A 21,898-nucleotide genomic window follows, 5' to 3' on the forward strand; every position below is an offset into this window, starting at 1 on the left:
ATGTTATTATTTGATTACTTTTTAGATTGTCATTTGTTACTGTGTTTCCAATTATGATATCCTCTACGTATATGTCGTACTTTTTAGCAATAGTTATATCACTATTCTTAGGCTTAGCATTTAAAAAATTATCCAGAATATATGCCATCTGGTCTCTTCTAACTTCAGAAAATGGATTTATGTTAAGATTTTTTGTTATTTCTAAATCGTTAGCTTTGTTAATATAATTATTAGGCCAAACTCCAATCAAATCATTATCAGTGTATCCCAGCGTTTTTACTAAAATAGTACATACTTGTCCAAATGTTATGTTTTCCTCTGGATAAAATAGACCGTCTGTTTTCCCTGTTATTAGACCGTGAGCATATGCTTCGTTTATATATCCTACTGACCATCTATCAACCTCTACATCACTAAACACAGACTTTGACCTATTCATTAGTGCATTAACCTGCAAATTTAATATACGCACTATGATAGTTGCAAATTGCTCTCTAGTTAGTTTTCCCTCTGGTAAAAATTTATTTCCACCTACTCCACTTAATACTTCCAAATCCTTCATTTCATCTATTGATGCCTCATATGCATTGCCAGCAATATCTGAAAATTTCGCAAAAGAAAGATTTGATGTAAAGATTAATACAAATAAAATACTAATAATCCAAATACTAATCTTTTTGGTCATAGTATATACCTCCTCTACTCTGTTCTTAACGCATCAATTGGTTTTAATTTTGCTGCCTTATTGGCCGGTGACCATCCAAAAAACATACCTATACCAACTGAAAACGCAACTGATACTACTATACTTTTAATAGTAACCTCTGGAGTTAGTTTTATAAATTCACAAACAACCTTAGCTATACCTTTACCCAACAAAATACCAAACACTCCACCCAATCCACTTAAAAGTCCTGCCTCCACTAAAAACTGTAGCATGATACTTCTTTTTGATGCACCAATTGCCTTTCTTATTCCAATCTCCCTTGTCCTCTCTGTTACCGACACTAGCATTATATTCATTATACCAACTCCACCTACCACCAACGAAATACCAGCTATACCAACAAGTGTTGCTGCTAAAATACCAAGAACACTGTTTAAACTTTCAGATATTTGTCTTGGATCCGTTACATAATATGCATCCTCATCTTTATATACTCTAAACAAAAATGATTCAACCCGTTCTACCGCTTCCTGCATATCATCATTTGAGTATATAGCCACTGAAAATGCAGTTATACGAGCATTTTTTAAAAGTCTTACAGCAGATGTGTAAGGTATAAATACGTTATTGTCCGAAGAATATTCACCACCTGTAGATTTCTCTTGTGCCACTCCCACTACTTTATATAATTGTCCATTTAATTTTATTTGTTTCCCAATTGCACTTGTTTTACTAAAATATTTATTTTTTATATATGACCCAATTATAGCAACCTTCTCTTTTTGTGATACATCCAAATCCGTTACAAATCTTCCCTCTTCTATTTCTACATTTCTCACTTCTTTGTATAAAGGCAAAACTCCATCTATATTTGTATTTACACTATCGTTTTTATATTTAATAATAACTGACCCTGATAATGAAGGTAAGACAGCTTTTATAATATCCTTATTCTCTTCCTCAAATTGCTTTATCTTTGCATAGGTAACTTTCCTATTACTATCACTTCTATTTAAAATTACTGCATTTATAAGGTTAGCGCCTATATTATTAAAACGTTCCGTTATATTATTGGTCGCCCCCTGCATAATTGCCATTATGCCTATAACCGCACCTATACCTATCATAACGCCAAGCATTGTTAAAAATGCTCGTTTTTTATTGCTTGCTAAACTCTTCAATGCCATCTTTATAATTTGATATATGTTCATCGTGTAACCACCTCACCTTTTATGTCCTCCTTCTTTGAATCCATGGTTATTTTTCCGTCTGCTATTCTAACTATACGTTGTGCCTCCATTGCTATGTTGTTGTCATGTGTAATTAGTATTATAGTTTTGCCCTCTTGATGTAACTCTTTTAGCATATTCATTACTTCCGCGCCAGATTTTGAGTCTAAGTTACCTGTTGGCTCATCTGCCAATATTATAGGAGGCTTTGCCGATAGTGCTCTTGCTATGGCTACTCTTTGTTGTTGACCACCTGACAATTCCGATGGCTTGTGATCCAATCTATTTGCCAACCCTACTCTACCTAATGCATCGAGAACAAGCTTTTTTCTCTTTGTAAAAGATATTCCCTGATATATTAATGGTAATTCCACATTCTCGTATGCTGTCAATTTACTAAGCAAATTAAATCCCTGGAATATAAAACCTATTGTTTTATTTCTTAATACTGCTAGCTCATCTTCTGTCATGCAAGACACATCTTCCCCTTGTATATAGTATTCTCCACTAGTTGGTACATCTAAGCATCCCAGCATATTCATAAATGTTGATTTACCTGATCCAGATGGTCCCACAATAGACACAAATTCCTTTTCGTATATATCCATAGATACACCATCCAAGGCGTTAAAACTTACACCTCCCATTGTATAGGTCTTTACTATGTTTTTTATGTGTATTAGAGGAATAGTCATAATAATCCTCCTTTCTAACGAAACTCTACCTTCTTCCTCCAGGTGTACCTCTACCCATGCCGCTCATATTAACTGATATTGACTCACTTGCACCATTTACAAGTACAAATTCTCCTTCAGATAATCCACTTAACACCTCAACATTTGTTCCATCTCCAGATCCTTTTTCTATTTTTCTTTTTTCTGTTTTCTCCGTTTCTTTTGAATACACATTGACATAATACGAAGTTCCATCTTTACTTATAGCCGAATTAGGAACAACTAATACATTTTCTTTATTTTCTATTACTATAACTGCATCAATATTCATTCCTGATTTAAGATCACCTGGTTTATCTATTGTTACTTCAATAACGTAGTTAGTTACACCGTTACTTGATATCCCTTCTTCTGCAACCGATGTAACTTTTCCTTTGAAATATTCATCTTCTAGTGCTCCCGCAGTAACTTTTACCTCTTGTCCTTTTTTTACCTTTGCAATATCTAATTCATCTATATTCATATTAAACTTTACTTTGGACATATTTGCTACAACCATAAGACTACTAGCCTTACTATTTACATTTAACGAATCTCCAGCTTTATATGTTTTAGACAACACTACTCCATCTATTGGAGATTCTATACTATAATCTTTTAAATTCTTTTTTGCTTCCTCTAAAGAAAGATACTCGTTTTTTAAATCTATTTCTCCATCCTTTAAAGATCGTACATATGTTTCTTCATCTATTTTTAGAATTTTCTGTCCTTTTTCTACATAATCATTTTCTGATACGTATATCTCTTTTACTTTACCCGAAATTTCTGAAATAACTGGATAACGTTCAAAATTCTTTACTCTTCCATCTCCTACACTTTGTATACCATCTATAAATGCGTATGCAAAGGTATCTTCTAAAATACTAAGCTTATCTTTAATTGTAATTTCAACACTACACAAACTCACACCATTGCTCTGCGGTATTGAAATATTACTTATTTTAGAAATTGTTCCTTGGACACTAGACATAACGGCGGGGATAACAACATCCGCATACTTCCCTACATACATATTTTGAGTTTGTGCTTTATTATAAAATACCTCTATTACATAATAACTATCATCAACTACTTGAGCTATTGTCTGTATACCTATATTTTCACCTTTTTTTAATTTAAATTCACTTAATCGTCCACTATGAGGAGCATATATTGTAGCTTTCTCTATATTTTCGCGAAGCCTCTCCTGGTTTATCTTTGACCTAGCGATATTATTCTCCATTTTCTGTATGATATTTTGTGCATTAGAAGATTCAAAGCGATAAAGAATATCACCTTTTTTAACAGTATCTGCCTCATTAAAACTACATTCTTCTATTGTACCATTTACCAATGGTGTTATATCATACCTTTCAAACGGTTCTATAACTCCATCTCCAGAGATAGATACGTTTATATTGCCATAAGATACTCTTTGTATATTCAATTTTTCGGTAGTATCAGTTTTTTCCTTGGAACCAAACAAATGACGTATTCCAAGGCAAAGAGTGCCTGCAATTAGCAATATAATGATTGTTTTTTTTGACAAAAATTTCACCTTTTTGGGCACAACACATCAACCTCCAATTCAAAGAATATCCCTCTCGCTATAATATTCGACACTTTTGAGGCAAAATCCTTCTTAAATACCCGAAACATTTTAGGGCACAAAAAAATATGCGCCTTAAGTAACGCATACTCTTATATATAACTTGATTTCTAATCTTGTTCCCAATTATGAAATACATTTGTTACATCATCTAAATCCTCAAGGTTATCTATCAATCTTTCCATCTTCTCAATTTGTTTTTCATCATCGAGCTTAACTGTTGTTTGTGGAATCATCTCAACATCTGCTGATAAAAACTTATAATTTTTATCCTCCAACTTCTCTCTTATCGAAGAAAAATCTTCTGGTGAAGTCAAAACTTCAAAATATTCATCTTCTGATGTAAAATCTTCTGCACCATAATCCAAAACTTCCATCATAAGTTCATCTTCGTCTATAGTATTGTCTTTTTCTATTAGTATTACTCCCTTGCGATCAAACATAAACGATACACACCCTAAAGTACCTAAATTACCTCCAAACTTATCAAAAAAATGTCTGACATCTCCTGCTGTTCTATTTCTATTATCTGTAGTTGCCTCGACAACAACCGCAACTCCATTAGGACCATAGCCTTCATATGTTATCTCTTCGTAGTTAGTTAAATCTTGATCTCCTGATGCTTTTTTTAAACTTCTCATAATGCTATCATTTGGCATATTAGAAGCTTTAGCCTTTGCTATAACATCTTTAAGTTTTGAATTTGTCTCAGGATCAGGCCCTCCCATTTTTACACAAACCGCTATTTCTCTTCCGAGCTTAGTAAACAATTTACCCTTTTGTGCGTCTGCCTTACCTTTTTTATGTTTTATATTTGCCCATTTCGAATGCCCTGACATATAATCCCCCTACCTATCTATAATTCTATTTTCACACAAATTAAATTTTATTTTAAATCAAGTAAAAAGTCAAGAGGGCTAATCGTCACTTGCAACGTAAACACCATCTAACTCTTCCCACAATATTCTGTTATTTGTTTCATCTACCACTTTTGTAATAAAATTAAGTTTCTCTTCTTTAGGCACCTGTACTACCATTTCTACATCTATATCATAAACAAGTTTATCTATTCGGTACCCAATCTTTTGAACCAAATTTTGTAGCTTTCCTATGTAATTATACTCAAATATTAGTTTTATATTTATGCGATAAACCATTTTAATAACTTTCGCTTTTTCAATGGCCAGCTGTGCACTTTTACCATATGCGCGTATCAGTCCTGCCGCACCTAAAAGTGTTCCTCCAAAATATCTCGTAGTAACTACTGCGACATTTACCACACCAAGTCTTACTATAGACTCTAGCGTAGGTTTACCCGATGTTCCACTTGGTTCCCCATCATCTGAAAATCTCTGCAACAAAACATCTTCGTACACACTATATGCATATACATTATGCGTAGCATCTCTGTAACGCTCTTTTATAGAATCTATGAAATCAATAGCTTCCCTTTCTTTTGAAACAGGTACGACCCTAGATATAAACTTAGACTTTTTTTCTTCATATAATATCTCTGCCTCACCAAGCACAGTTTTGTATTCGTTATTCAAATACACACCACCTTAAATTTCTACTTCTGAATCTTTCTTTATCAAGATTCTAGCTATTCTATTTCTATCCATCTCCGCTATTTCAAACAAAAAATGCCCATCAGTAATTTTCTTACCCTTCCTAGGCATCTCATCTTCTAACACCATATGAAACCATCCAGCTATAGTATCAACCTCTTCATTAGAAATATCAGTTCCTATTTCTTGATTCAAATCTTCTATCAACATTCTTCCGTCAACCGAATATACATTTCCTATTTTTTCTATCTCTGGTCTCTCATTGTCGAACTCATCCTGTATATCCCCAACTATTTCTTCTAGCATGTCCTCCAAATTTATTATGCCTGCGACTCCTCCATACTCATCCACAACCGTAGAAATTAGTATTTTCTTCTTCTGCATCAATTTGAGAAGTAAAGTAAGTTCCACAGTCTCTGGAACTCTTAAAATTTCTCTTGTTATCTTCTTCAAATCAAACTTTTCTTTTGCCAAACATTCTGAATAAAAATCTGCTATATGAACAAATCCAATTATATTGTCTTTATCTCCTTCTGCAACAGGATATCTGGTATTCTTAGTTTCAGATACTTTTTTATAGTTTTCCTCAAATGAATCTTCGACAAACAACACTTCCGTACTTGTTCTCGGAATCATAACCTCTCTTGCTATTCTGTCTGAAAATTGAAAAACATTATCTACTAGCATACTCTCTGTTTGATTTATCAAACCATTCTTATGACTCTCATCAACTAACAAACGTATCTCTTCTTCTGTATGTGCCTGCTCACTCTCAACCGAATACGGATTAAATCCAAAAAGCCTTACTACACCATTGGCCGTATGATTTAAAAGCCATATTAAAGGATATGTGATTTTATAAAACCAGGTAAGTGGTATAGATAAAACAATAGCTATTTTTTCAGTAGACTGTATTGCTATTGTTTTGGGAACTAATTCTCCCAATACTATGTGCAACATAGAAATAAGCATATATCCTAAAGTAAATGACAACGTACCCAATAATTGCGGCGATATCCCGAACAATTTAATAACTGGTGCTAAAATAAACGCCATTGCAGGCTCACCAACCCAACCTAAACCAACTGAAGCCAATGTTATTCCAATCTGACACGCTGAAAGATATGCATCTAACTTACCTACAACTGCTCTAGTGTACTTAGCTCCTATGTTTCCCTCTTTAATCAACTGCGTCAATCTGGTAGGCCTTATCCTCACTATTGAAAACTCGGCCGCAACAAAAAAAGCATTGAACATAAGTAAAACAAAAACAACTAAAAGCTTCAATATAATTTGGGCCAAACTCGCGCTATCCAAAATTAAAAATTCCCTCCTCAACTCGTAATAATACTATCTTTTTTTAGTATATTGCTTTTTTACATTTTTATCAAGAGCCTATATGTATCCATTTGTATTCAATTTCTAGATCCATCAAGCTTAAGCTTTCTCTTTCTCTTTTTTTCGACAGTTTTAAAAAAAATAATAACCCCCTAAATTATAATTAATTTATACTATTTTTAAAATATTGATAAAATATACAAATGGTAAAATTAAATTATTAAATGGAAGAATTATGTTTGTAATTTTTTAAAAAATTGGTGATTTATTATTGCAATTTATAAATATTGATGGGATATTATAACTATATTGACAAATTGATAAAAAAAATGTATCTTATTTCTTGTGTATTAAATTTATGAGAGTAGCTTACATTATGCTTAGTTCAAATATTTCGATGTACTTGGCAATAGCAATCTTTTTAATTACATATCTGTTTATTATTTTAGAAAAATTTGATAGAACTTTAGTTGCAATTATGGGTGCGTTTTCTATGATTATTTTAAAAATTATGAATCAGAAATCAGCGCTAGCTGAAGTGGATTTTAACACACTCGGCCTTTTAATAGGTATGATGATATTAGTCACGATAACTAAACGAAGTGGTATATTTGAATATATATCTATAAAATTAGTTAAAGTTGCAAAAGCTAATCCTGTTAGAATAATGATTTTTTTATCTTTATCTACAGGATTATTGTCTGCCCTTTTAGACAATGTAACAACCATAATGTTAATTATTCCTATAACACTAAGCATCTCTGATAAACTAAAAATAGATCCAATACCTATTGTTATTACAGAGATATTTGCATCTAATGTGGGTGGAACTGCCACATTAATAGGTGATCCACCTAACATAATCATAGGTAGTGCTGTAGGGCTCTCTTTTTCCGATTTTATTATAAATAATGGCCCATTTGTATTAGTTACACTTATTTTAACTATAGGGCTATATGCGCTTCGTCATAAAAAAAGTCTTACAACAACGGATGAATTAAAAAAGGAACTCTTGAAAATAAACGAATCAGAATTAATAAAGAACAAGAATCTTCTAATAAAAAGCTTATGCGTTTTATTCTTTGTTTTTATAGCATTTTTGCTCCACAAAACGTTCGGATATGAATCAGCAACAATCGCTATGACTGGTGCTATTGTGCTTCTTCTAATATCAGGGGTAAACATTGAAGAAACTTTAGCTTGTGTTGAATGGAACACAATATTTTTCTTTATTGGGCTATTTATATTAGTTGGAGGATTGAAAGCTGTTGGTGCTATAGATATGTTGGCTGAGTATGTTTTAAAACTCACCGGTGGCAATTTGACATTGACAACTATATCAATATTATGGGTGTCTGCTATCGCTTCAGCTTTCATTGATAACATTCCGTTTGTTACTACTATGATACCATTAATAATACATTTAGGAGCTATATCTGAAATGAATTTAAACCCTCTTTGGTGGGCACTATCTTTGGGAGCTTGTCTTGGAGGCAATGGAACAATTGTTGGTGCAAGTGCCAATGTTATAGCTGCAGGATTATCTAACAAACAAGGTCATAAAATAACTTTTAGGAAGTTTTTGTTTGAATCTTTTCCTATGATGATATTGACTATTGCATTTGCAACAATATATTTGTTCATTAAATATTTAAAATAATTAGCAATTAAAATACTTTTTTGTTGCCCAAACAAGAAACATTGTGGTATAATATTTTCATAGTGAATATTCTACTATATCGTTCACTGTAGTTAAGAAAGGGGATTTTTATTATGAAAAAAATACTTTTAGTATTTTGCATGATTTCTTGTTTGGTTAGTTCTGTTACATTCGCATCAAATTCAGGCTTACAAACAACTCATAAGGCTTTTGGGAAAACTTCTACTAATAGACAACAAATGTTTGCAAACATATCCAACATATCATATGATAGTTTTGAGGAAATTTTAGTTAATGGGAAAAAATTGCATCTAGATCAAAGACCTTTTTCAATAGATGGAAATAGATTTCTTCCGCTTAAAAAGATTTGTGAAAATTTAGGTTGTAACGTTTCGTGGGATGGACAAAATTATCAGGTAAAAGTCACAAGAGACAATAATACACTACTTCTTACAATTGGTAGTAATACAATTATAGTAAATGGTAAAGCTAAAAAAGTAAAAGTTGCACCAGTAATTGTGGATAATAGAACTTTTGTTACAGCTTCGATAATACAGCTTGGACTAGGTGATTCCGTAGAAATAAATCCCAAAGGAGATTTTATAATAACAGCTAAAAATAAAATGAATATCTCTATGGATACAACCAATATAAGAAAAACAATATACAAAGAAGATAAAGATGGATTTGTAACAGGATTAGCACAAATAAATATACCACATTTTTCAACTAAAGATCATAATAAAGAAAAAGCTTATGCAAAAATGAATCAACATTTTGAAAATTTTGCAAATAAATTTTCCGATGATGAATTAAAATCTGCATTGCAGTGGAGTAATAAAGAATTATTAGAGACTATATATCTTGATTGCAAAATAGTTTTTGTGGGAAAGGATATCTTATCAATTGAATACCCAATTATGAATGCGTCTGGATTACCTTATGGCCTACACACTGTTGGGGAAATGTATTACAAATCAACTGGTGATAAGGTAGACATAAATAAAATATTTAAAGAGAAAAATAAAGGTAATGTAGTTTATGATGTTTTAATGAATGCCTATATAAACGAAGATAGGCACCTAGCACAAGATTTAAGCTATCTAAAATGTATAACTGAAGCTAAAAAAGACGTATATTTTTCTGATAATACAGCTGTATTAAAATCTCTTGCTTTTTGTATTTATGATCCTGCCGAAACTAATGTACCACCTTATGTAAATAGATTTGTATGGCTATCAAATAAAGACAATGCATTGTTATTAAATTTTTATTTTGATAAATCAGTGATGAGTGGATATACTAGTATTAATTTAGATAATGCATTAGAATACTTAAATAAATCTTTTATAGATGTTGTATTTGGAAATACCGATCCTATAAGATATTTAATAAAAGATAGTAAAGGTAACGATACCTATTGTTTTTGTGCTATGAGAGTTGGCAATAATTTAAAAAAATATGAAGGTAACTATAAATTAGACATTATAAAAACTTTTGGAAATAAAAATTTAAAGGCTTCTGATGAAAATACAATAAGTAATTTGGGTTTAGGTGAAAATGAAGTAAAAGTTTTATATAACATACCAGATAAAGGAAACGGTGGACTTGTTAGTTCTAATTCGCTTGTATATTTAAAAACAAGTAACAAATTTAATAAAGAAAAGATTGGCGGTAAAGAATATTTAGTTGTAAATAGTACCATCAAAGAATATTGGGAAAAAATAGATTAATATTCTTAAAATATAATTAACTTTATTTAATCAAGTTGTCTTATATCTTACTATATTTCAAGTTAAATGATATAAGACAACAATCATTTTAAGAATATTATTTGACAATACTAACTACAAGATGATACACTAGATCCTGTGGTTAATAAGATTTGGATAGTGAGGTGAATTATTGTGATTACATCGGATATGCTTATATCAGAAATTTTAGAAATAGATCCTAAACTTGCTGCTGTATTCTTTGAAAACGGCATGTTTTGTGTGGGATGTGCATCTGCTGCACAAGAAAGTGTGAAAGATGCTTGCGCTACTCATGGTATTAATGCAGATGAATTAGTAAAAAAATTAAACGAGCATTTAAGTTCAAATTAACATATGGGGCTATGTGTACCATCTTAGCCCTATCTTATGCTACAGTAGATAATTTTTTTTGTGAATTGATATAAATACAAGAGCTAAATTTTGACTAAAGGCTTGTGTTACTTTTTGCTTTAGCCATTAGTTTTTAATAGGACTCATTGACTCTAAATAGGATATATTTTATATTAGAGATTGAAAGTAGAGGTATAATTATAATGAAAAATAAGTTTTTAAATTACTCGCACCATAAGTTTGCGAAACCTACAAATTACTTTTTAAGTTGCTTAAAGAAAATTAGAGGTAAAACATTAATGCTTTTGTACAATTATTCAAAGCATTACGTAGGTTATCCTTTTCATTCTTTGGTTCAACCTGTTAAAAACAATACTTTAAAAAAGGCGTGCTACGCCGAAGATTTACAATTAGCAAAAAGTATACTATCACGTGGAGCTGATCCAACAACAGTTGTAGATCATAATAGATATAAGTATTCAGTTATATTTCTAAATAAAACCTTTAAATATGAACATGAATGTGTGTTAGATCTAGTGTTCGACAACATCGAAAAAAACATACCTTTTAACAACGGATGGAAAGACTTATTTTGCGATATGATTAGTCATGCTAAACAAATAGATCAAGATATATTAGATAGATTAATTTACCATGCTTGTTTTATCTTTTTCCATGAGGCTACATTCAATAACAATTGCATGAATCGTACGCTTGCTATAATAAATACTTTAATTGAGAAAAAAGCAACAATAGATAAAGAATTTCTAGATGACATATTAAATTATACGCATCATTTAAACCCTCTAGTTAGGTATAATATATCCCTTTCATTAAGACAGGAGGGTATTTTTGTAAATGATGAAAATTTACCTACTGTGTTAGATCATATTTTTGATTTTGATAATAAGAAAAATAAATTATTGCTTTCAATTTTAGATACATATACAAGGACTACATCCTTAAGAGAATCTAGAGAACTTGTTAGAAGTTTAAATATAACCCATGAAGAAAAAACACAAGCATTAAACATATTAGAATTAAATCGTAATAACCAAATTATAGACTTATGTATCAAATCTAAAAAAGCTAGATCTAATACTTTTCAACTTAAAATGTGACATTATTTATCTATACTTCTCTATCTAAAAATTTTTCAAACTCTTGGTATATTATTGGCCTTGAAAAATAATATCCTTGAGCAAAATCAAAATCATTTTCTATTAAAAAAGCAACCTGTTCTTTAGTTTCAACCCCTTCAATTATAACAGGTATATTTAATACTTTTGTCATATTTAGAATTGATAATAAAAAGTTTATTGACGTTTTCTGAAAACTTAGTCCGTCGATAAATAATTTATCTAATTTTATAACATTAAATGGTATATCTCTTAAATTCCCTAATGAAGAATATCCACTACCAAAATCATCCATAAAAAATTCAAATCCGAAATCTTTTAAATCATGTATTATAGACAAAAGTTCTTTTGTTGTATTCATATATGAATCTTCTGTAATTTCCAATTTTAAACACGATGGTTCCAATTGATACTCTCGAACCAGTGATTTAAGAGTTTGTGACAAGTTTTTAGATAATAAACTTGCTCTTGATATATTTACCGATATAGGTATAATTTTTTTGTTCTCGTCTTTTCTTCTTTTCAAATATTTGCATACTGTAGTCCATACGTAAATATCAATAGTATTTATAAAACCATTTTTCTCGGCGTATGGTAAAAATTCGCTTGGTGATAGCAGTCCCTTTGTAGGATGTTTCCACCTTATCAAGGCCTCAGCGTATTCTATTTTTAACGTCTTTAAATTATATATTGGCTGAAAATATATCTCAAATTGGTGTTCTTGTAGCGCCAAATTTATATTATAAAAAAGTTTTTGTTCTTTCAAAATAGAATCATACAATACATTATCATAATAAGCGTACCCATCCACTATCTTCCCTTTTACATTTTTTAGCGAAAGTGCCGCTTTATCTGACATCAAACCAACCGGCAAACATGGATTATCTATCACATATACACCAACACAAATAGTTATACTAAACCCTTCTTCAACTGTCTTTAATGTTTGAGATAAATATTCGTATACATCCTTTGCCCTATATCTTTCTGTTGGAATACAAATTAAAAATATATCGTTTTCTAGTCTTCCATATGTTCCTATGCCACCAGCAACAAGATTCCTTATTGCAAATGCAACTGCTTTTAATATTTTATCACCGGCATCTCTACCCAAGAGTTCATTTACAATTTTGAATCTATTTATATCACATCTAAACATTGAAAATTCACCACTTTTAGATTTAAACAACATAGCCTGTGTTTTTCTATAAAATTCATCTTTAGTATAGATACCAGTAACTTTGTCTAATCTATCTTGTACCTGCTCTGCCTCATACCTATTCCATGTTTTATCCCAAATTAAAATTTTATGATATATTTTATATACAATAATAGCTATAAAATTTAATAGAATTATTACAATAACAGTAAAACTATTGACATAATCCATTATATCCCTAAAATGAAAAGACATACTCATATGATATTGGCCCCTTTGTATTTTTTATAATCATCTCCTTATCTTTATCGTTCATTTAATCATAAATATTATGTTACCAATTCAAAGATCATAAACAGTGCAGAAAAAAACACTCCCAAAGTTAATGCTTTATCTATTACCCAGCCTTTGAAATTCTTAATTGGTGTACTCAAATTTTCCTTTTGAAAACTTGATTCTATCGTAATACCGTTACTATATATACCTCCATCACCAAATATGCTATCTTCATCATCACAATATATGTTTATTTTCTTGCTATCTCGCAATGTCTCCAGACGTCCCTTTGACACTATATGCACTTCTGCAGTATTATATATGCCACCGCCACCTATCATAGCACCCAAGCCTTTGTGTACGCCTTTGCTTTTATTATATATGTTAATTTTACCTCCTTCTATAACAATATTGCTTGCATTTCCTCCCTGGATATTATTAATGCTATTGTTTAAATTTGCAACACCACCGCCACCTATCCCAGCCCCAATTCCATTTGAAATTTCCTCTGAATTCATCATTATTGTTACTTCTCCATTTAGCATATAAAACATCTTTAAATTTCCGCCATACAAAAACTTTATTTCGTTATTGACATTGCAAACACCACCGCCACCTATCCCAGCCCCTTTTGCATATTCTCCATATTCAACTGAATTCTTTATCAATACTTTCCCTTTTTTAATAATAATATTACCAGCATTTTGACAATCAATTCTTTTTTGAAAATTCTCCACCAAAATGCCATTGCCACCTATTCCAGCTCCTCTATCAAACGGATAAACAATAAGATTACCTTCTCCCCTACTATCTATTATTAAGGTAGATTTATTGGGCACATATATTCCCGCGCAATCATACTCATTTCCGTCTTTAAAATAATATCCACCATAAATATTTACATTGCCTTTAGATGCAACATCTATTATTAATGTAACTCCTGGCTCAATTTCGATCCCAGAGCAATTATTCTCACTATTTCCTATGAATATATCTTCCATATTTTCAAATCGCAAAACACAACTCTTTAATACTTTTATTCCATCATCAATACTCTCCGCTATAACAGTATTTTCAAATACATTGTGTGCATATGCTAAGCTTGTCCTATAATTCATAATTATAAAAAAAACCATGCACAAAACTATGTATTTTCTTATGCACTCAATATTAGCATATTCCAAAATACTATCCCCTCTCCAATGTTATTTCACACTACTTGCCAATCATAACTATAATACCTGCAAAAAACATCAGAATAGTTGAAAATATCTTATCTCTAGATTTTGCCAACACATCTCTTACACCAATAAATTCTGTATCTAAATTGTATACAGGCAAACTTCCCTTAATACATGTATTATTACAATTTACACTACCACTTCCTATATCCGCACCATCTTTATATCCACTAGCTGCATTTAATCTTTCATCCTTAATATTTTCAAACTCTATCAACTGTCCTTCGTATATTCTAGGACATGCTTTTTCATTAAATATGCCACCACCACCTATTCCAGCTCCTAGGCCCTTTATATTGTTATTACTGCCACCTCTTGCTGTTATAACACCACCTGCGATACGAATCTTATTTAAATTTCCGCCTCTTATATTTCCTACTTTACTTGCTATATTACAAACACCACCGCCACCTATCCCAGCCCCAATTCCATCGCAATCTGTGCAGCCTCCTCCCATGGCAGTTACATTTCCTCCACTTATCTCTATAAAATCTAAGCTTCCGCCTATTAAATTCTCCCTATCTATTGCATTAAATACTCCACCGCCGCCTATTCCAGCTCCAACTCCTCCAAAAGAATTATTAAAACAACTACAAGAACTTGACGCTACAATAGTTCCGCTTTTTATGTAAATACTACCAGCATTTATCATGCTATAATCCATATCCCTGCTCTTCATAGCTACTCCACATCCACCTATTCCCGCGGCTCCTAAGTACCCCAGAGCATTCAATACCCCTGTCTTGTTCCCTTCTATTACAAGCGTTGCCCCTGTAGGAACATATATACCTGCATACGAATACCCATTGTCCCAACTATTCAAACTACCACCATAAACATTTATATTTCCGCAACCTCTTATCTGTATGATCAAAGTAATGCCTGGTGATATTTCAATACCTGGACACCTATTATTATACATATCTCCAATAATAATATCCTGTGAATTGTTAAATGCTATTTTGCAACTTTTAGTTGCTCTTATACCCTCATATATACTGGTTGTAATTTTACAATTTTTGTCTATATTAACCGGATTAGCCAAGGCAATAATATCTTTGCACCCTAAAACAACAACAAAAACTAATACATAAATATTATTAGTAAAAAAGCACCTACCCCGCTTATAAAGGGTAAGCGCAATTATATTAAGCTTTTCCATTACATCCCAAAACATGTACTAATTTGTGTTTCACCACTTCTTTTATCGCAGCTCTAGCTGGTGATAAATATTGTCTTGGATCAAAATGCTCCGGATGTTCAACAAAATGTTTTCTTATAGACGCTGTCAATGCAAGTCTTAAATCTGAATCTATATTTATCTTGCAAACCGCCATTTTTGCAGCCTGTCTTAACATATCCTCTGGGACCCCTTTTGCTCCAGGCATATTTCCGCCAAATTTATTTATTATATCAACGTATTCTGGCATTACTGACGAAGCTCCATGTAAAACTATTGGGAACCCTGGTAATCTCTTTTGAACTTCTTCTAAAATATCAAATCTTAATCTTGGTTCACCTTTGAACTTGAAAGCTCCGTGGCTTGTTCCTATAGCAATTGCCAATGAATCAACACCGGTCCTTTGAACAAACTCCTCAACTTCATTAGGATCTGTAAACGCAGCATCCTTATCAGCTACATTAACATCATCTTCTATACCAGCTAACTTACCGAGCTCTCCTTCAACTGTAACTCCCTTATCATGAGCATAATCTACAACTTGCTTTGTTAATTTTATGTTCTCTTCAAAAGAATACTTGGATCCATCTATCATAACTGATGAAAACCCTCCATCGATACATTGTTTACAAAGCTCAAAACTATCTCCATGGTCCAAATGAAGTGCTATTGGAAGTCCTGTATCTTCTATTGCAGCTTCTACTAATTTTGTAAGATATACATGCTTTGCATACTTTCTAGCTCCTGCTGATACTTGAAGGATCAACGGTGCGTTTTCTTCTTTAGCTGCCTCTGTAATTCCCTGAATGATCTCCATATTGTTTACGTTGAAAGCTCCTATAGCATATCCACCTTCATACGCTTTCTTAAACATCTCTGTTGTTGTAACTAATGGCACAACTATCAACTCCCTGTTATCATATTTTCTGTAATTGTTCAAGAATTACCAAAGAATATTCTACATCAAATTCCTAATCAATACAAGAATTATTTTCGTTTATTGGACTGGACTCAAACTGTGTCTCATAATATATTAATAATGTGCATAATACAAATCCATATTTTTAAATGGTCCTCGCACAACTCCCTTTAGATTATGCTGAACAACATAATTTATTCTAACATAATACAGTGGGTATATAGGAATATCATCTGCTATTATAGCTTCCATTTTATCGAATATATCAATGCTTTCCTTTTTATTAAGATAAAACAAACCTTGATCCATCAAGGCGTCATACTCTGGACTACTATAAGTAGTAGACCCTCCTTTGCCTAATTTTTCAAGATATGTAATAGGACTATCGTAATTAGGCTTGATACTATCAACCACTATATCAACCCCCATAGCCTTATACTTTTCAAACTCTTCTGTGTCTATTGCACTTAGTATATTAACTGTTATACCCCAATAATTTTCTATACAATCTTTGTAATATTGAGCCTCTTTCAACCAAAATTCATTATTTTTCGTTAATAGACTAAGACTCGTATCTTTTCCTAATCTACCTAGCTCATTATCAAATATCTCTTTAGCCATCTTTATACATTGTTGCTTAGTTGGCCTAAACTTAATTGCAGACATATTATTTGCGTACTTTACAACAGGATTCGTAAACAATTTTGCAGGAACATTAACCTCTCCTGAAACCTTATCACACAATTCCTCCCTATCAATAACATACGTTATCGCTTTTCTTACATCACTACTTTGCATAAGATCCTTCTTCATATTAAACTCTAAATATACGGTTTGACCGTCAAGACATTTTTTTATTTTATATCCACTCATATACAAAGATTTCAAATATTCACCCTTAACATCAATTATATCTAAATCGTGTGCTTTAAACATATTAAACAGTAACTCATCATCGTCACTTATTAAGAATTCTATTTCATCTAATTTTATATTATTTCTGTTCCAGTAATAAACATTTTTTCTAAGCTTTATACTCTCACCACGATTCCATTCATCTAATATCCATGGTCCATTAAAAATTAAATTAAACTCAGTTTTTGCATACTCTCCTTGTTGTCTTTCGTAGAATTCTCTTTTTATTGGCATAAAACTAGGATTAGCTAATAAATGTAACAAATATGGACAAGACTTTTCTAGAGTAATCTCTAAAACATAATCACTTTTCGCTATTACACCAACATCATCCCTTTGACCGTTACTTAAATTGTACGATTTTGCATTCTTTATTAAATATAACTTACTTGCACACTTAGACTCATTTTGAGGATTTAGCACCTCTTTTAATGCAAACTCAAAATCCATCGCTGTAATTCTCGAGCCGTCAGACCATCTACCTCCTCGCAAATAAAAAGTATAAGTTAATTTATCTTCCGATACATACCAACTTTTAGCTACTCCTGGTACTACATTCTGGTTCTTATCCAAACGAGTAAGCCCTTCGAATATATGCCCCATAATAACGTTCGATTCAGCATTATCTGCAAATATGCTATTTAATTCTTTTGGATCTGTTCGCAAATTTACAACAACTTTTTTCTGAATCTCTTTAGGAGATCTTTTGATTTTATTAGTACACCCTACCATTGCTAGCATTGCCACTAATACCACTGATAAAAATATAGTTATTTTTCTCATCATGTACCTCCCTATGTAAAATACTTAAAAAGGGAGCAGCATAAAAGCTCTCCCTATTTTACTTCTTGTATCTCTTTATACCTTTTTATTTTCATAGTTGATGTTTTTTCAAATTCCGCATTTTTTATTTCCAATAACTTCACTGCTTTGTACGACGTCAGTTTCTTATTAACTTCTTTTACTCTTTTCCATATTATGTCACGTATCTCATCATCGCTTACATTTCCATACTTTTCTTGTATCCTATCAAAATTAGGAACAACTCTGGCCGTTATGGTTAAATCAATGCTACGACCTTCCTTTGACTCTTTACCATATACCATAACTTCCTTTATTTCTTCACTCTTCTCAAGCAACATTTCAATCTCTTCGGGATATATATTTTTACCATTTTGCGTAACAATAACATTTTTACTTCGACCTGTTAAATACAAAAATCCATCCTCATCTATACATCCTATATCTCCTGAATGAAAATATCCATCTTCATCTATTACCTTTTTAGTTTCGTTTTCATCCTCATAATAACCTATCATTAGAGTAGGTGATTTTATCAATATTTCTCCTTCTCCATTTTCATTCGGATTTAATATTTTTATATCTGCCTGGACAATCGCTTTTCCCGCAGACCCAGTATGTGTATCATATTCCGGTGTTAATGCCGCTATAGGCGCAGTTTCTGTTAATCCATATCCTTGTAAGAAAGTGATTCCTATCCCCTCGAGCCAAATTCCAACCGTTTTCTCGATAGGCGCTGCTGCAGAAACAATTATCCTTAAATTGCCCCCCAAATTCTCATGTATCTCCTTAAACACCCTTCTTTTAACGTCAATCCCAGCCTTCTTTAAAAGATTTGTAACCGAAATCATTGCACTAACTAACTTGTTTTTCTTATTCTTAACTATCTTTTCGTTGATCTTCTTGTACAAGCTTTCAACCAAAAGCGGCACTGTTAAAATAGCAGTAGGTTTTGCTTCATTCAAATTGGGAACTATATACCTTAGTCCCTCACATATAGCAATAGATGCACCTTGTGACACAGGATACAAAAATCCTATTGTTGATTCATAACAATGATGCAATGGAAGCACAGAAAACAACCTATCCTCAGGATAAATCTTAACATACGCAGTAACTGCATTAATATTTTCTGCCAAATTTCTATTATTTAGCATAACTCCTTTTGAATTGGATGTTGTCCCTGAAGTAAAAAACAATACCCTAAACTCTTCAGGATCTATAACAATATTTTCAAAGTCTTTATTGCCTGAATCAACTATGTTCTTTCCTATTTCCATCAAATTATTTAATCCTACATTTTTACTCTGTAAACCAGCATCAGACTTCATCTCTATAAAATACTTTACATTACGTATATTTTTTTCTATTTTTTGTATGTCCCCTTTTTTCTTTGGAGAATATATAACAGCCTCCGCCTTAGACCTTATTATCAAATTTTCTAATTCATTTGGAGGGAGCTCTTTATCAACTGGCACTGCAATCCCTGCACCGCAAAGTATTGCCATATATGACACATACCACCCATACTGAGTCTCCCCTACAATAACAATTCTTTTATTTTTCAAATTAAGTACACTAATAAGCGATGTACCAAGACTTAAAACGTCCCTATAAAATTCTCTATATGTTTTTGTTACATACTCTTCCTTATGATTAGGTTTTTCTAAAATACATGGCCTATCACTATATTCTTCTACCGCTTTTGTAAAAAACTCCTTAACCGTTTTGTAGAATGTCATATCATACGGATTTTCTCTTTTGCTTATTTTCTGTATCTCAAAATTAGTAGAGTCAATCTTTCTTAATTCATCTACATTTATCTCCATTTTACGAAATTTCATCTTTGGTTTTCTTAAATTTTTAAAGCCCATAATTCACCTTCCATATAAAATACTTTTTTCCGTCAAAAAGATTATACACCAAAAACTCTTTTTTTGCTAGTATGCAAAAGTTTTCATTTTAAGTATCGCATTGTTAACCCTTAAGGTCGATATTTCATCAACCACTCGTTTATCTTAGCTTCATAACCATTTTGAGTTGGATTATAATATATTGTTCCTTCCATACAAGATGGGAGAAAAACATCCCTAACTAAATTATTAGGATAATCATGTGCATATTTATACCCTTTTCCATAACCCAATTTGTCCAATCCATCTACTGTTGCGTTTCTAAGCTTTAGAGGAACATCTCCAGTATTTTTAGTAGATACATCCGAAAGCGCCTTATTAATCGCCATATAACAAGAATTAGATTTTGGGCTAGTAGCCACCATAATTGCCGCATGCGACAAAATAATTCTTGCCTCTGGCATACCTATCATTTTTACTGCATTTGCTGCGGCAACTGCAACACAAAGCGCATTAGGATTCGCCATGCCCACGTCTTCTGAGGCACAAATTATTATTCTTCTTGCTAAGAAATTTATATCTTCGCCTGCGTACAATGCCCTTGCCAAATAAAACACTGCCGCATCTGGGTCACTACCTCTCATAGATTTTATGAATGCACTTATATTGTCATAATGGGAGTCTCCATTTTTATCAAACGATATTGTTTTTTGTTGCACGCATTCTTTAATATCATCTAAACCTATTTTTATTTTACCATCTTTATCAATTTTGCCTGTATTAACTGCCAATTCCAAGGCATTTAGGGCAACTCTAGAATCCCCATTACAAACGTCTCCCAAAAATTCAATTACTTTATTATCTACAGAAATATTAAAGTTTCCGTATCCATTTTCTTTATTGGTAATAGCGTTATTCAAAACAGTAATTATATTATCTTTAGTTAGAGGTTCTAACATAAAAACTGTTGATCTTGAAATTAACGCTTTATTTACCTCATAAAACGGATTTTCAGTCGTAGCTCCAACTAAAACAATCTTTCCGCTTTCAACATAAGGCAACAGCACATCTTGCTGAGTTTTATTAAACCTATGTATCTCATCTATAAAAACTACTGTTTTGGTTGATTCCCCAATTGTGTAATTATTTTGAGGTTCTACAATCTTTCTTATATCTCCTATACTTGCCGAAACTGCATTTAATTTTTTAAATTGAGCTTTTGTAGAATTCGCTATTATCCTGGCCAATGAAGTCTTACCTGTGCCCGGCGGTCCATAAAGGATGATAGAACTTACTCTATCATTTTTTATCATCCTATATAATAGCTTACCTTTGCCTACAATCTTATCCTGACCCACAAACTCATCTAGCGTTTTTGGTCTCATTCTATATGCTAATGGCTCTTTATTCTCCATAAAATCACTCCACATCTGTTATGATTACAACAAATTCATTCTACAACAATTTAGAGAATTTGTAAAATTCCTTTCTAAATACTGTCAATTACCCCCAACCTTAAAGGGTCG

The 21,898-nt window shown here is 32.0% G+C and carries 18 protein-coding genes; 4 read left to right on the plus strand and 14 right to left on the minus strand.

Features of this window, described 5'->3' with window-relative positions:
• From J6Y29_04140 to J6Y29_04170, 7 genes are all read right to left on the minus strand, one after another.
• Window positions 1-685 (minus strand): S-layer homology domain-containing protein (locus J6Y29_04140; protein ID MBP5427061.1); only part of this gene is annotated, 685 nt, incomplete at its 3' end.
• 14 nt (window positions 686-699) lie between these two features.
• On the minus strand, window positions 700-1,878 hold the full coding sequence (locus tag J6Y29_04145; GenBank protein ID MBP5427062.1) for an ABC transporter permease: 1,179 nt from the start codon (window positions 1,876-1,878) through the stop codon (window positions 700-702).
• Window positions 1,875-2,591, minus strand: coding sequence for an ABC transporter ATP-binding protein (locus J6Y29_04150; protein MBP5427063.1), 717 nt, complete (start codon window positions 2,589-2,591; stop codon window positions 1,875-1,877). Before J6Y29_04150 ends, J6Y29_04145 begins: the two co-directional genes overlap by 4 nt.
• A 25-nt stretch (window positions 2,592-2,616) precedes the next feature.
• Complete coding sequence (locus J6Y29_04155) at window positions 2,617-4,179, minus strand: efflux RND transporter periplasmic adaptor subunit (protein ID MBP5427064.1); 1,563 nt, start codon at window positions 4,177-4,179, stop codon at window positions 2,617-2,619.
• A 149-nt stretch (window positions 4,180-4,328) separates the two neighbouring features.
• Window positions 4,329-5,057, minus strand: coding sequence for a YebC/PmpR family DNA-binding transcriptional regulator (locus tag J6Y29_04160; GenBank protein MBP5427065.1), 729 nt, complete (start codon window positions 5,055-5,057; stop codon window positions 4,329-4,331).
• Between the two features lie 78 nt (window positions 5,058-5,135).
• A complete protein-coding gene (locus J6Y29_04165) occupies window positions 5,136-5,768 on the minus strand; it encodes a YigZ family protein (GenBank protein ID MBP5427066.1) in 633 nt (210 codons plus the stop codon).
• A gap of 12 nt (window positions 5,769-5,780) precedes the next feature.
• The gene (locus J6Y29_04170; protein ID MBP5427067.1) at window positions 5,781-7,103 is read right to left on the minus strand and encodes an HlyC/CorC family transporter; all 1,323 of its coding nucleotides are present in this window, start codon (window positions 7,101-7,103) and stop codon (window positions 5,781-5,783) included.
• A gap of 418 nt (window positions 7,104-7,521) precedes the next feature.
• On the opposite strand from J6Y29_04170, the gene J6Y29_04175 reads away from it, so the two are divergent.
• From J6Y29_04175 to J6Y29_04190, 4 genes are all read left to right on the plus strand, one after another.
• On the plus strand, window positions 7,522-8,784 hold the full coding sequence (locus tag J6Y29_04175; GenBank protein MBP5427068.1) for an ArsB/NhaD family transporter: 1,263 nt from the start codon (window positions 7,522-7,524) through the stop codon (window positions 8,782-8,784).
• 113 nt (window positions 8,785-8,897) lie between these two features.
• Window positions 8,898-10,517, plus strand: coding sequence for a copper amine oxidase N-terminal domain-containing protein (locus tag J6Y29_04180; GenBank protein ID MBP5427069.1), 1,620 nt, complete (start codon window positions 8,898-8,900; stop codon window positions 10,515-10,517).
• 171 nt (window positions 10,518-10,688) lie between these two features.
• Window positions 10,689-10,889 carry a DUF1858 domain-containing protein gene (locus tag J6Y29_04185; GenBank protein ID MBP5427070.1) on the plus strand — a complete coding sequence of 67 codons (201 nt, stop codon included), beginning with the start codon at window positions 10,689-10,691 and terminating at the stop codon, window positions 10,887-10,889.
• A 299-nt stretch (window positions 10,890-11,188) separates the two neighbouring features.
• Window positions 11,189-12,010, plus strand: coding sequence for a hypothetical protein (locus J6Y29_04190; GenBank protein ID MBP5427071.1), 822 nt, complete (start codon window positions 11,189-11,191; stop codon window positions 12,008-12,010).
• Window positions 12,011-12,020: 10 nt separating this feature from the next.
• Here J6Y29_04190 and J6Y29_04195 read toward each other — a convergent pair whose 3' ends face one another.
• The 7 genes from J6Y29_04195 to J6Y29_04225 all read right to left on the minus strand — a co-directional run bounded on the left by J6Y29_04195 (window position 12,021) and on the right by J6Y29_04225 (window position 21,787).
• Window positions 12,021-13,448, minus strand: a complete 1,428-nt coding sequence (locus tag J6Y29_04195) for an EAL domain-containing protein (GenBank protein MBP5427072.1) — start codon at window positions 13,446-13,448, stop codon at window positions 12,021-12,023.
• 68 nt (window positions 13,449-13,516) lie between these two features.
• Window positions 13,517-14,647, minus strand: coding sequence for a hypothetical protein (locus tag J6Y29_04200; GenBank protein MBP5427073.1), 1,131 nt, complete (start codon window positions 14,645-14,647; stop codon window positions 13,517-13,519).
• Window positions 14,648-14,678: 31 nt separating this feature from the next.
• Window positions 14,679-15,866 carry a hypothetical protein gene (locus J6Y29_04205; protein MBP5427074.1) on the minus strand — a complete coding sequence of 396 codons (1,188 nt, stop codon included), beginning with the start codon at window positions 15,864-15,866 and terminating at the stop codon, window positions 14,679-14,681.
• Window positions 15,853-16,782, minus strand: a complete 930-nt coding sequence (gene fba, locus J6Y29_04210) for a class II fructose-1,6-bisphosphate aldolase (GenBank protein MBP5427075.1) — start codon at window positions 16,780-16,782, stop codon at window positions 15,853-15,855. Before fba ends, J6Y29_04205 begins: the two co-directional genes overlap by 14 nt.
• Window positions 16,783-16,917: 135 nt before the next feature.
• Window positions 16,918-18,501 (minus strand): peptide ABC transporter substrate-binding protein, encoded by a 1,584-nt coding sequence (locus J6Y29_04215; protein ID MBP5427076.1) that lies wholly within the window; start codon window positions 18,499-18,501, stop codon window positions 16,918-16,920.
• Window positions 18,502-18,554: 53 nt separating this feature from the next.
• Entirely contained in the window at window positions 18,555-20,393 is a 1,839-nt protein-coding gene (locus J6Y29_04220; protein ID MBP5427077.1) for an AMP-binding protein, read from the minus strand.
• Between the two features lie 110 nt (window positions 20,394-20,503).
• Window positions 20,504-21,787, minus strand: a complete 1,284-nt coding sequence (locus J6Y29_04225) for a replication-associated recombination protein A (protein MBP5427078.1) — start codon at window positions 21,785-21,787, stop codon at window positions 20,504-20,506.
• Window positions 21,788-21,898 lie beyond the last annotated feature (111 nt).

The organism is Clostridiales bacterium (assembly GCA_017961515.1).
In the GTDB taxonomy this organism is placed as follows: domain Bacteria; phylum Bacillota; class Clostridia; order Acetivibrionales; family RGIG10202; genus RGIG10202.